At 56.5% G+C, this 12,599-nt stretch carries 9 protein-coding genes and 2 pseudogenes; 4 read left to right on the forward strand and 7 right to left on the reverse strand.

Annotated elements, in window-relative coordinates; translation table 11 throughout:
* The 4 genes and pseudogenes from ACSZO4_RS21465 to ACSZO4_RS21480 all read left to right on the forward strand — a co-directional run.
* Positions 1-219: pseudogene (locus tag ACSZO4_RS21465) on the forward strand (hypothetical protein); the annotation flags it as partial.
* Positions 220-223: 4 nt separating this feature from the next.
* The gene (locus ACSZO4_RS21470; RefSeq protein WP_437891093.1) at positions 224-1,126 is read left to right on the forward strand and encodes a dihydrodipicolinate synthase family protein; all 903 of its coding nucleotides are present in this window, start codon (positions 224-226) and stop codon (positions 1,124-1,126) included.
* 12 nt (positions 1,127-1,138) lie between these two features.
* Positions 1,139-3,112: pseudogene (locus tag ACSZO4_RS21475) on the forward strand (YjhG/YagF family D-xylonate dehydratase).
* 90 nt (positions 3,113-3,202) lie between these two features.
* Positions 3,203-4,552, forward strand: coding sequence for a GntP family permease (locus tag ACSZO4_RS21480; RefSeq protein ID WP_437891094.1), 1,350 nt, complete (start codon positions 3,203-3,205; stop codon positions 4,550-4,552).
* Positions 4,553-4,596: 44 nt separating this feature from the next.
* Here the strand turns inward: ACSZO4_RS21480 and ACSZO4_RS21485 are convergent, their stop codons facing one another.
* The 7 genes from ACSZO4_RS21485 to ACSZO4_RS21515 form a co-directional block, all read right to left on the reverse strand.
* The gene (locus ACSZO4_RS21485) at positions 4,597-5,082 is read right to left on the reverse strand and encodes a TlpA family protein disulfide reductase (protein ID WP_437891095.1); all 486 of its coding nucleotides are present in this window, start codon (positions 5,080-5,082) and stop codon (positions 4,597-4,599) included.
* Complete coding sequence (locus tag ACSZO4_RS21490; RefSeq protein ID WP_437891096.1) at positions 5,069-5,764, reverse strand: ABC transporter ATP-binding protein; 696 nt, start codon at positions 5,762-5,764, stop codon at positions 5,069-5,071. Before ACSZO4_RS21490 ends, ACSZO4_RS21485 begins: the two co-directional genes overlap by 14 nt.
* 4 nt (positions 5,765-5,768) lie before the next feature.
* Positions 5,769-6,899 (reverse strand): ABC transporter permease, encoded by a 1,131-nt coding sequence (locus ACSZO4_RS21495; protein ID WP_437891097.1) that lies wholly within the window; start codon positions 6,897-6,899, stop codon positions 5,769-5,771.
* A complete protein-coding gene (locus ACSZO4_RS21500) occupies positions 6,889-8,172 on the reverse strand; it encodes an ABC transporter permease (RefSeq protein ID WP_437891098.1) in 1,284 nt (427 codons plus the stop codon). Before ACSZO4_RS21500 ends, ACSZO4_RS21495 begins: the two co-directional genes overlap by 11 nt.
* Before the next feature lie 2 nt (positions 8,173-8,174).
* Positions 8,175-9,554: a Fe-S-containing protein gene (locus ACSZO4_RS21505; protein ID WP_437891099.1), complete on the reverse strand. Its 1,380-nt coding sequence runs from the start codon at positions 9,552-9,554 to the stop codon at positions 8,175-8,177.
* A gap of 108 nt (positions 9,555-9,662) precedes the next feature.
* Positions 9,663-10,190, reverse strand: coding sequence for an iron transporter (locus ACSZO4_RS21510; protein WP_437891100.1), 528 nt, complete (start codon positions 10,188-10,190; stop codon positions 9,663-9,665).
* A gap of 29 nt (positions 10,191-10,219) precedes the next feature.
* Positions 10,220-12,160, reverse strand: coding sequence for an FTR1 family iron permease (locus ACSZO4_RS21515; RefSeq protein WP_437891101.1), 1,941 nt, complete (start codon positions 12,158-12,160; stop codon positions 10,220-10,222).
* Between the last annotated feature and the right edge of the window lie 439 nt (positions 12,161-12,599).

Raw genomic sequence — 12,599 nt, forward strand, 5'->3', positions numbered from 1 at the left:
GGCGGCTCATGGTTTGTCGGCGCCTTTGAGGCGCTCACCCTAAAGCCTCCGGCTCTGCCGGAGGATACTTACTATGCGATCTCACTGTCGGGCGATCCGGTGGTGTATTCAGGAAATAAGGTCGATGGTTATCTCGATTTGCTTCTGCAATGTGCCGATCAAATATCGTATGGACTGGGATACAGGAATGAAAACGCTTATTTAAGAAAAGGAAACTGATGTAATGAAAAAGTTCAGTGGCATTATTCCCCCGGTCTCCAGCACCTTTGACCGCGATGGCAATCCTGATAAAACAGCCATGCAAGCCGTGGCCGACTTCCTGATTGAAAAAGGGGTCGATGGGCTGTTCTATCTGGGCACCGGCGGCGAATTCAGCCAGATGAATACCCACCAGAGAATGGCCTTTGCCGAAGCGGCGGTGGCCATTGCCGACAAACGTGTGCCGGTGCTGATTGGCGTCGGTTCACCGTCCACTGAAGAAGCCGTAAAACTGGCGCGCCATGCCGAAGCCTGCGGCGCAGACGCGGTGGTCGCCATTAATCCGTACTACTGGAAAGTCGCGCCACGTAATCTGGATGACTACTACCAGCAAATTGCGCGCAGCGTCAGTCTGCCGGTGATTATCTACAACTTCCCGGATCTGACAGGCCAGGATTTAACTCCGGCAATCGTTAAGCGCCTGGTGCTGGCAAACGACAATATCGTCGGCATCAAAGACACCATCGACAGCGTGGGTCACCTGCGCGCCATGATCAATACCGTGAAAGCCGTCCGCCCGGATTTCTCCGTCTTCTGCGGCTACGACGACCATTTGCTTAACACGCTGCTGCTCGGCGGCGATGGCTCTATTACCGCCAGCGTCAACTTTGCGCCGGAGCTGTCCGTCGGCATCTACCGCGCCTGGCAGCAAAACGATCTGGCCACGGCGGCAACGCTCAATAAGAAACTGCTCCAGCTACCGTCGATTTATGCGCTGGAGACGCCTTTCGTCTCGCTGATTAAATACGCCATGCAGTGCGTTGGCCTGCCGGTAAATACATATTGCCTGCCGCCGATCCTCGAGGCCTCTGAAGAGGCAAAAGCCCAGGTTCGCGAGCTGTTAGCCGCCCAGGGCATGCTGAAATAATAAGGGGGCATCATGTCTGTTCGCGCAATTTTTGCTAACGAAAACCGGGAGATTTACCGCATCCGAACCCACGCGGCGGGCCCGCAGGGTGAACTGCCGCTGACCCCGGAAATGCTGATCAATCGCCCCAGCGGCGACATTTTTGGGATGACGATGAATGCCGGGATGGGCTGGGCGCCGGACGAACTCAACCGCGATGGCATTTTGCTTCTCAGCACCCTGGGTGGACTTCGTGAGGCCGACGGCAAACCTGCCGCGCTGGCCCTGCATCAGGGGCATTACGAGCTGGACGTCCAGATGAAAGCGGCAGCGGAGGTTATCAAAAACAACAACGCCCTGCCCTATGCGGTGTATGTTTCCGACCCGTGCGATGGCCGAACCCAGGGCACGACCGGGATGTTTGATTCTCTGCCCTACCGTAACGATGCCTCAATGGTGATGCGCCGCCTGATCCGCTCCCTGCCTGACGCCAAAGCGGTGATCGGCGTCGCCACCTGCGATAAAGGACTGCCCGCCACCATGATGGCGCTGGCCTCCCAGCATAATAAAGCGACGGTGTTGATCCCAGGCGGTGCCACGTTACCCGCCCGCAACGGCGAAGATAACGGCAAGGTGCAGACCATCGGCGCGCGTTTTGCCAACGGCGAACTGTCGTTAAAAGACGCGCGCCGCGCGGGCTGCCAGGCCTGCGCCTCATCCGGCGGCGGCTGCCAGTTTCTGGGGACCGCAGGCACCTCACAGGTGGTTGCCGAAGGACTGGGCCTGGCACTCCCTCATTCGGCGCTGGCGCCGTCGGGTGAACCGGTGTGGCAGGAGATTGCCCGGGCCTCCGCACGGGCCGCGTTGCTGTTGATACAAAAAGGCATCACCACCAAAGATATCCTGACGGATAAAGCCATTGAAAACGCCATGATGGTACACGCGGCCTTCGGCGGCTCCACCAATCTGCTGTTGCATATCCCGGCGATTGCCCACCAGGCGGGTTGCCATATTCCTACAGTGGAAGACTGGATCCGTATTAACAAACAGGTGCCGCGCCTGGTCAGCGTGCTGCCCAACGGCCCGGTTTACCATCCGACGGTGAATGCCTTTATGGCCGGTGGGGTGCCGGAAGTGATGCTGCATTTGCGCAGCCTGGGTTTATTGCACGAAGAGGTGATGACCGTCACCGGCAATACCCTCAAAGAGAACCTCGACTGGTGGGAACAGTCCGAACGTCGGCAGATATTTAAAGATCTGCTGCGCGAACAGGAGCAGGTCGCGCCGGACGACGTGATTATGTCGCCTGAGCAGGCGGCGAAGCGCGGCCTGACATCCACCATTACCTTCCCGGTCGGCAATATTGCGCCGGAAGGCTCGGTGATAAAGTCCACCGCCATCGATGCCTCAGTCATTAACGCAGAGGGCATTTACTACCACAAGGGCGAGGCTAAGGTTTATCTCTCCGAGAAAACCGCGATTTACGATATCAAGCACGACAAAATTAAAGCCGGGGATATTCTGGTGATTATTGGCGTCGGCCCTTCCGGCACCGGTATGGAAGAGACCTATCAGGTCACCAGCGCGCTTAAGCATCTCTCTTACGGCAAGCATGTGTCACTGATTACCGATGCCCGTTTTTCCGGCGTCTCTACCGGGGCCTGTATTGGTCACGTGGGGCCGGAGGCTTTAGCCGGGGGCGCTATCGGTAAATTACGTACCGGCGATATTGTCTAAATTAAAATTGACTGTAAACAACTGCATGGGGAGGTAAATTTCTTAGGCACCCGTGACCACAAAATATTACCCTCGCGGGAACAGGCCAGCGCAATATTAAATAACCGCAGCAGCCACCCGGATTTAATGCCCGACCCGGAATTACCGGACGACACCCGCCTGTGGGCGATGCTCCAGGCCTTAAGCGGCGGGACCTGGCGCGGCTGTATTTATGACGTCAACAGAATTAGTGAAGCCCTGCGGGACAGTCTTATAAAATCTGAAAAATAACCTACACCTATTATTTAAGCACTGAAACCTTAACGCGGCAGATATATGCCGCGTAACAGGTCACGTACTTATCATTATAAAGAGGATCTTATGCCACTATTTATCGTCGTGGCAGGTATTGCTGTACTCCTGCTTTTAACCATAAAAATAAAATTAAACACCTTTGTTTCGTTAATTATTGTCTCTATCGGTGTCGCCATCGCCAGTGGAATGGGTTTGCATAAAGTCGTTGCCTCGGTTGAATCCGGCCTTGGCGGAACTCTGGGGCATATTGGTCTGATATTCGGCTTCGGCGTGATGCTCGGGCGCTTATTGTCCGATGCCGGGGGTGCGCAGCGTATCGCCCTGACCATGCTGAAATACTTCGGGGCGAAGAAACTGGACTGGGCGGTGGTCTGCTCGGCGTTTATCGTCGGAATTGCGCTCTTCTTCGAAGTGGGCCTGATTCTGTTGGTGCCGATTTTGTTCGCCATCGCCCGCGAAGCCAGAATATCGCCGATGTATATGTGCGTCCCGATGCTCTCCGGTTTACTGGTGGCGCATGGTTTCCTGCCGCCGCATCCCGGTCCGACCGTGATTGCCAGAGAGTACGGGGCGGACGTCGGCGTGGTGCTGCTTTACGGTATTGCCGTCGGTATTCCGACCTTTATTCTCTGCGGCCCGCTGCTGAATAAAGTCTGCCAGCGCCTGATCCCCGAGGCGTTTAAAAAAGAGGGCAATATTGCCTCTCTGGGAGCAACCAAAAGCTTTAGCGAGAATGAGATGCCGGGCTTTGGCATCAGCTTTTTAACCGCCATGTTGCCGGTCATTCTCATGGCGCTGGTCACCGTCATGCAGATGGCGCGCCCGAAAGATGCCGTCGAGCCAGGCATGCTGTACAACCTGATGCTGTTTGTTGGTAACTCCACCATCGCGATGCTGATTTCCCTGCTCTTTGCCATTTACACCATGGGCGTGGCGCGCGGAAAAACCATTGAAGAACTGATGGGCTCCTGTAGTAAGGCTATTGCCGGTATTGCCGGTCTGCTGCTGATTATCGGCGGCGGCGGGGCGTTTAAGCAGGTGCTGATAGATTCCGGCGTCGGCCAGTATATTTCCACGCTGGTCAACGGGATGGATATCAACCCGATCCTGATGGCCTGGGGCGTGGCCGCTTTCCTGAGGATTTGCCTGGGATCCGCCACCGTCGCGGCGATCTCCACCGCCGGGCTGGTTATTCCGCTGCTGGCGGCCCATCCGAACACTAATCTGGCGTTGATCACTCTGGCGACTGGCGCAGGCTCCTGCATCTGTTCGCACGTTAATGACGCCAGCTTCTGGATGATTAAGGACTTCTTCGGCCTGACCACCAAAGAGACGCTATTGTCCTGGACGCTGATGTCGACCCTGCTGTCCGTATGCGGCCTGCTGTTTATCCTGCTTGCCAGTATAGCGATTTAACCCCTCTGCCAGCCCCGGTCAGCACACCGGGGCTGTCAGCGTTGTTAGTTACTGGCCAGACGCACAAAGGTTTCCTGCAACTGCGCAGGCTTACGCACGCCCTGGTGCAGTTCAAGCACCCGGCCCTGACTGTCGATAAGGACCGAGGTCGGCGTACCAATCACCTTGTAGCGCTCCTGGGTGATTTTCAGCTGATCGCGCAGTACCGGGTAAGTAATTTGATGCTTAACCAGTAACGCATTGATATCCAACGAGTCCGGATCGGTGTTGACGGCCACCACCACCACTTTGTCGCCATACTCTTTGCTCAGCGCTTGCAGGCTATCCATCTCCGACAGGCAACCGCCGCAGCCGGAAGACCAGAAGTTGAGGTACACGCCTTTGCCTTTCCAGTTATCGAGACTGGCGTCTTTACCGTACATATCAAAGGCGGCCAGTGCCGGTGCGGGCGCGCCCTGCGCCAGTTTCTCTTCTTTACAGCCGCTCAAAAGTACCAGCAGCAACAACACAAATCCGTTAAGCCAGCGCATGGTGTGAGCTCTCCTCGCCAAGATATTTACCGTGTTGTAACCGCACAATGCGGTCTGCAAACTGCCCCAGCGCCGGGTTGTGCGTCACCATCACGATGGTGCGTCCCTGGCGGTGCAGGTCGGTCAGCAGATCCAGCACCCGCTGTTCATTTTCTTCATCGAGGTTACCGGTGGGTTCGTCGGCAAAAATCACCGGCGGCTCATTCACCAGCGCACGGGCGATACAGACCCTTTGTTGCTCGCCGCCGGAGAGCTGGCTCGGCAGGTGCGTGACACGATGCTCCAGCCCGACCTGAGCGAGCACCGCGCGGGCGGCGGCTTCATCAACCACGCTGTGGTAATGCTGCGCCAGCATGACGTTTTCCAGCGCCGTCAGAAACGGGATCAGGTGAAACTGCTGGAAAACGAGGCCAATTTTCTCGGCGCGAAAGCGGCGGCGGCCCTCTTCATCAAGCGCCGCCGCATCGGTGCCGTCGAGGATAACCTGGCCTTCGGTGGCGGTATCCAGACAGGTCAGAATGTTCATCAGCGTGGTTTTCCCGGAGCCGGAAGCCCCCATGATCGCCACGAACTCGCCGCGCGCAATGCGCAGATTAATATCATCCAGCGCGGTAACCTCACCGAAGCGCTTAAACAGGTGGCGGGTTTCAATCGCCATCTGCGGAATATGCGTGACAGACATGGCGTTACTCTCCTTTCAACACTTTTGCAGGCTCGACGCTCACCGCGCGCCGGACCGGAACAATGGCCGCGAGCACCGCGACCAGCAAAGACAAAATCAGGGTGATGGGCAAAACAGGCAGCCGCAGGGAGATAGCGGCATTAAAGACCGTCATCCCCAGCAACTGGGCCAGCAGATAACCGAGGATCCAGCCTGTCACCACCGCCGCCAGCGCAATAATGCCGGTCTCCAGCAGCATCTGACGCATAATGTCGCCATTACGCGAGCCGAGCGCTTTTTGCAGGGCAAACTCCCTTGATCGCTCGCCGACAATCGCCATCAGCGTGGTATTTACGCACAGCGACGAGAGCGCCAGGATCACCACCGACACCAGCCCCATCAGCCCTTTTATCTTGTCGAGCACCTGCCCTTCAGAGGCTGACACCTTACGCACCGGGCGGATCTCAAGATCGGGGTATTGCTGCTGCAATCGTTGGGCGTAACTCTCAACCTGACCCACATCGTTACTCACACTCAGCAGCGCATGGCTGATTTTGTCCGGCTGATGCAGCCATTTTTGCGCCACGTCGAGGCTGACAATCAGCATGTTGTCGGTGGCATCACCGGCTTCAACTATGCCCTTCACCAGCAGCTTTTTACGCTCTTTATGATCGACAAGGGTAATGCTGTCACCTGGCTTCACGTTCAGGCGCTCGGCCAGTTTGACGCCGATCATCGCGTTCCGGTCATCAAAACTCACGCCAATCCAGTTGCCGGTGACCTGCCAGTAAGGGGCCAGTTTTTGCATTGATTCGAACCACACGCCGACGATGACCACCTTCTCAAGCTCGGTACGCGCCATGCCGTACAGCCAGGGGCTGGCGCCGTGAATCAGTCCTTGCGGGGCTTTGTCGAGAATGGCCTGTAGCTCCGGCTGCGGCATGCTCGAACCATGCGCAGGCCCGATATAGAAGTTGGCCCCGAAGGTACGCAGCTCCTCGCTCATTTTGGTGTTGATATCAAACCATACCGCAGAGAGTGCGGTCACGATGGTCGCCCCCACCGTCAGGGCGGCAAACACCACGCTGACGCGCTGTAAACGCAGGCGTAACGCTCGCCACACCAGTAACCAGAGCATGTCGCGCTTAGCGGCCATACAGCACCTCCACAGGGTAAAGACGGGCAATGCGGCGCGCCGGGAACCAGGTGCCCAGCAAGGCAATCAGGACCGCAACCACCAGCACGCACGGGAAAACAATCCACGCAAAATTGAGCGGCGCATCGAACAGCATCAGACCGATGGCTTTTGCCAGCCCCCAACCGGCAAGGCAACCCACCGCCCCCCCCACAAGGCCGCTGGATGCCGCCTCCAGGTAGAACAGGAGTAAAATTTGCCACTGCCGCGCGCCCAGCGCTTTCATCAGGCCGATCTCTTTGGCGCGTTCCATAATGGTGCTGGTCATCAGAGAGGCAATCCCCATCGCTGCGGCGGCCAGGGCGGCGAGCGTCACCACCCCCATCAGCAACTGGATTTTGTCGATAACCACCCCTTCGGAGGCTGCCACCTGCCAGACCGGGCGCACTTCCGCCCCGGAAATGGCCTCTTCAAGCTGATGCGCAATGGAAGAAACGTAGGCCGTGCAGTACCAGAGGTCATACTCTTCGGCATTCAGCGCATCGAGATTTTCACGCGCCCGGCGGGAGAGTTCGTTCTCCGGCACCGTCAGAGCGGAGACACGAATGGCCTGTACTTTGCCCGCCAGGCCAAGTAATTGCTGAACCACGCTGAGCGGCATCACCAGCTGGCTGTCCTCTTCGCCGCCGCTGGATAAAATCCCACTGACCACCACGACCTGCGAGCGGCCTTCGGTCTCGAGGGTCAGTTTATCGCCCACTTTCCAGCCGTTGTTACGCGCCAGCGCATGGCCGACCAGGGTTTGCGGCACCTCGCCAGCAGGCTCCTGCGGCCACCCGCCGGTAACCTGCCAGAACGGACTGACCGTCTGTTGCCCGGTCTGGTAACCCTCTTCGTCCGGAATATCTACCGGCTGGTTAAAAAAGGTGCCCAGCAGCCGCACGTCATGACCATTCACCGTCACTTCGCCGCCCAGCATTGGCGCAAAGCCGACGATATTGTTACGCCAGAAGATATCTTTGATATTCGGCAGTTCATTTTCGTCGAGAAAATCCTGGCCGGAGAGCGGATTGCTCTTCTCGCTGAACATCGCCGGTAACGCGGCCTGCCCGGCGGGCTCAATCAAAATATTCGCCCCGTAGGATTTCAGCTCGCGCGACATCTTATCGCCGATATCAATCGACACCGCCAGCAGCGCGGAGATCAGGCTGGAGGCCAGAAAAACCGTCAGGATCGCCAGCATTTTCCGCCGCAGGTTGCGCCCCCACGACTGGCGTAGCATTCGCCATAACATGCCTATTCCTCCTTCGCCGCGCCGGGCGCGAACTGCTCTGGAGCCGCGCGGAAGCGGTTATAGTTCGCCTCAGAGGCAAAGAACCAGGTTTTGCCGCCCCAGCTGTATTTGTACTCTGCGGCGGTGTTGGTCAGTTGCGTGTTATCGACCGGATCCGTCACCTTGATGGTCACAACCGTGGAGAAGTAGTTCACCCCCTGCGCCAGTGCGTCGCCAGGAATGGTCAGCTCTTTCTCGTCATTACGCCAGTTGTCGATAGGCACCGGGTTGCAGCCCCCCGCTTTACCGATCGACGGAATAAATATATGCACGCCGCAGGCAACGCAAATCACCTGATTGCCTTCCATCACATAACCCTGATCGCCACACAGCAGGCAGGCGTCGAAAACCACGCCAAAGCGCAGTTTGTCCGGATAACGGTTGATGATGAAGAAACGTACCGCTTTGCCGTCGTCAGCCACCCAGACAAAGCGATGGAGTTTACCGTCGCGCAGTTGCTCAACCGGCAGATGCACCATACCGTCCTGGGCCAGGGTCACCGGCTGGGCTTCGGAGAGCTGCGGCGGCTGCGAAGCCACCAGATTCCACCAGAGCTGGCTGGCAATCACCACCGCCACGCAGCCTGCCGTCGTGAGCAGCAGGCGCAGCGCGTTACGACGCTTCGCAAGAGCAAGGCGATGGGCGATGGGCTCCTGGGTGGCGCGAACATCAGCGAAAGTGCGGTGCAGGATTGGTAGCCAGCACAGGCCGAGGAACAGCAGTAAAGCGGCCCCGACCCAGTTATACATTTCTGCGTTATTGGTCACTCTGGCCACAAAACTCAGCAGCGGTTTTAACAACGGCACGACCTGTAACTTCATCAACAGCAGCAGCAGGTTTCCGCTTACTGGTAGCCACAACATCACCATCACCACCAGGGTCAGCGGCCAGTACGTCCAGCGGATGCGCCGCACCAGCATGCAACACATCGCCGCCGCCAGGCACAGAACAGCAAACGCCAGCACCAGCGACGTGAGGTTCAGCAACAGATCGGTGTTGAGCACATGGGTGCTGGTCAGCCCTTCGAGATTGGGATCCTGACCCCAGTGACGGGCGGCGCCGAACACCAGTACCGCCTGCCACAGATAGCGCACCCGATGCGGCACCCACCAGAAACTCAGCAGGAACAGGAGTGTTACCAGCACTTCCGCACTGACCAGTAACAGCTGAAGCTGTTGGGAACCTTTGAAGCTGAGCCCAAACAGCAACCCGGCGATCAGACCCGTCAGCGAGGTCCAGACCAGCGGGCGCACGGCAGGAAGCGGATTACGGCTCCAGAGCAGGCCGGAGAGCAGGGCGATGCAGAAAAAAACCTGTAGCGTGGTGACGAAAAAGTAACTCATAACTTCAACTCAACCAGGAAGGACGTGCAGCGGTCATACGCCAGAAAGCAGAGCGCGGGATGGCCAAATGACCCTCCCGCGTGGATAACACAAACAGCTGCCTGTTGATTAATTCAGGCCGACGTATTTGAAGTCATAGCTTACGTCGAACGGTTTCCACCAGCGGCCAACGCCGGTTTCGGTGTCGGTGTGACGGTGCATACCGGCTTTTGACGGCGGCTCAATGTGGTAGGTCACTTTATAGTTACCCACACCCATCATTTTGATGTTCGCGCCGTAGTGCGGGCCATCGCTCGCCACCATTGGCATGAAGGTGCCTTCCTGTTTTTCGCCGGTATCGGTGTTCACCAGGGAGTAGCTGATGGTCAGATACGGGATCCATTCGCCTGCGCCAAAGCCGTTTTTGCTGCCTTCAGCCGCATGAATGTCAGCTTCCAGATGAATGTCGGCTTTCGCCGCTGGCAGCCCCATGCCGCGAGGTTCCATATCGATAGGCTGCAGATAAACAGCAGCCAGCTCCATTTCGTTCATGGTGACCGGCTCACCCGCCGGATATTCTTTGAACGCGAATGCCGCAGGAGCGGTGAAAATCCCGGCAATCACGGCACTGGCAATCAGGGTCTTCTTCATGGTCATCTGACAAATCCTCTCGTCTTAAAAATGAACTATGGGTTAGTTTTAATTGTTTCCCCAGGGACGTGGTTACGACGGCGCATCACCCACAGCGCCCCCAGCGCCGCCAGCAGCAGTACAGCCTGCGGCACCAACGTTTCCACATAGGGATAAATGCCCAGCCAGCCGATTTCCGGCACGCCATTAATAAGCGTTGGCTGGAACAACTTGCCTTCCACCAGTTCAAGCACCCCTTTACCGGCAAATACGAATGCCATCAGGTACATAAAACTGCCGGTAAACATAAAGAAAGGTTTGAGCGGTAATTTGACGACGGTGTAGCGCATGACCAGCCAGGCGATCAGCAGCACCACGCAGCCAATAACAAAGCCTGCGCCAATGGCCATATGACCGGCTAAATCCTTCGCATCGCCAATCAGGGCAAAATAGAACAACACGGTTTCAGCCCCTTCGCGATAGACCGCGAGGAAGCAGGTCAGCCACAATCCAACCAGAGAACCACGTGTTAACGAATGGGATAATTTGCCTTCCAGCCAGGCTTTCCAGTGGCGGGCTTCAACCTTCGAAAGCAGCCAGTAGCTCATGGAGAAGAGCATCACCACGGCAATCAGCATGGTAAAGCCTTCGAGCAGTTCGCGGCTGGCTCCGGAGTTGGTAAACAGCATCTGGAAGATAATGGCGGTCACCACGCTTGCGATCAGCGCCACAATCACCGACTGACGGATAAGCGGCATTTTGTCCTGGTGGTTGTTCTTCACCATATAGGCCACGATCGCCGCCACAATCAGCAACGCTTCCAGCCCCTCACGCACGATGATCATCAGGCTGTAGAGCAGCAGGCTCCACTGGGTCTCTTCACCCTCGCCAAGCATGGTGACGGCGCTTTGCAGGTCGGTTTTCAGCCCGCCGGCCTCAGCCGTCAGGGTCTCGACCGGCTGCCCGGCCTTCATCAGACTCACCAGGCGGGTAAAGTGGTTTTCCAGCGTGGTTTTAAAGGCCGAGTCACGGGAACCGATTTTGTTCTCCATGCCGGTCGCTTCAAAGCGGTCAAAATAGGTGTCCTGCACGTCCAGAATAGCGTCCTGCGCATTGCCGCTCTTATAGCGGGCGATAGCGTCAGCGATACTCTGGTTAATCCCCTGGGCGACGTTTGCCCAGTCGGCATTAGCCGGGGCATCAGCGTTTGCAGGAAGGGTGTCCGCACTTTGCGTCGGCGCGGTCACTGGCTGGTCATCGCGGGTGGTTGGCAGCCCCGGCAGCAGGTCTTCAATATCCTGCAACAGGGTGGTTATCTGATATGAGACATCGTTGAGGCGATCCGGCTGGGCGGTAAGCGCAATCAGGGCGGTAAATTGCTGGTTGATGGCGGCCGCATCTTTTGCCGAGCGATTCTGGCGTACCGACATCTCCATTTCAGAGTTTTTAAAGCCCTGATAGTGAGCCTGCTGGACGTGCTGACTGGCGACGCTGTAATTCCCGGCCTGGTATTCAGTAACGGCCTGAGCCAGCAGGTCGTCAATGGTGCGGAAGTTATCCTGCCACCAGACGGCAACATCATCGCGGGTCAGCGCGGTGTGCTGCTCTTCCGCCACCAGCTTGTGGCCGCCGTCGAGCACCGGCTCGACTTCCCGCAGCGCTTTTTTCAGCCCGTCAATTTTGGCCTGCACATCGCTAAGCGGTTTCCCCTCGCCGATCATCTTACGGATTTCGCCGAAGGTGCTTTCCATTTCGTAGCTTTTACTGGCGGAGAAATTTATGCGGATCGGCCCTTCGAGATTTTCGAACACTTCGAAGTAGGCCATCTGCACTTCGCGGCGGGCTTCATTGCTTTTCTGTTGTTGATAGAGTTCTGCCGTTTTATCAAGACGTTGTTCAATATCTTCAATAAAAGGGGCGTAGTTGGTTTCCGCCCAGACGCATGCGCTAAAGAGCAGACCAAAGAGAGCCACCAGAAAGGAGCGGGAAATAAGCACAATGCGTACCGTAAAATACAAATGATAATGATTATCATGATTCTTTTTTATCGTTTGTACATGACCAGGATCATAAAATCGTCAAACAGTGACAGTTTGTGTAAATTATTTATAAGAAGTTTATTTTAATAACCATATATCGCTGAGGAAAGTGCCAGCTTTAATTCCGCATTTAGTTTAGGGATTATTGATAAACCTGATAATACATACGGAAATAATAAGAAAATGCGTAAATAAAAAAGCCAGCGATAACAATTACACTGGCTTATACCCAAGTAACTTCAAGATGCAGGATGGTAGTACTTAAACAAGTTAACCTTACTGTTGCCTTGGGGCAGCTCCTGCAACTCGAAGTATCATGGATATAATTACTTCGACTTCAGGTTCCTTCCTGCTGCTTCGGCTGCAAGCCGAGCCTGACTGTCCATCCAAACCCTCT

The organism is Phytobacter sp. V91 (genome assembly GCF_965644225.1).
In the GTDB taxonomy this organism is placed as follows: domain Bacteria; phylum Pseudomonadota; class Gammaproteobacteria; order Enterobacterales; family Enterobacteriaceae; genus CBFFRJ01.

Coding starts and splice junctions, on each gene's coding strand:
- ACSZO4_RS21505 (WP_437891099.1), bottom strand. CDS start 9,554: ATGAGTTACTTTTTCGTCACCACGCTACAGGTTTTTTTCTGCATCGCC.
- ACSZO4_RS21485 (WP_437891095.1), bottom strand. CDS start 5,082: ATGCGCTGGCTTAACGGATTTGTGTTGTTGCTGCTGGTACTTTTGAGC.
- ACSZO4_RS21480 (WP_437891094.1), top strand. CDS start 3,203: ATGCCACTATTTATCGTCGTGGCAGGTATTGCTGTACTCCTGCTTTTA.
- ACSZO4_RS21490 (WP_437891096.1), bottom strand. CDS start 5,764: ATGTCTGTCACGCATATTCCGCAGATGGCGATTGAAACCCGCCACCTG.
- ACSZO4_RS21470 (WP_437891093.1), top strand. CDS start 224: ATGAAAAAGTTCAGTGGCATTATTCCCCCGGTCTCCAGCACCTTTGAC.
- ACSZO4_RS21495 (WP_437891097.1), bottom strand. CDS start 6,899: ATGGCCGCTAAGCGCGACATGCTCTGGTTACTGGTGTGGCGAGCGTTA.
- ACSZO4_RS21500 (WP_437891098.1), bottom strand. CDS start 8,172: ATGTTATGGCGAATGCTACGCCAGTCGTGGGGGCGCAACCTGCGGCGG.
- ACSZO4_RS21510 (WP_437891100.1), bottom strand. CDS start 10,190: ATGACCATGAAGAAGACCCTGATTGCCAGTGCCGTGATTGCCGGGATT.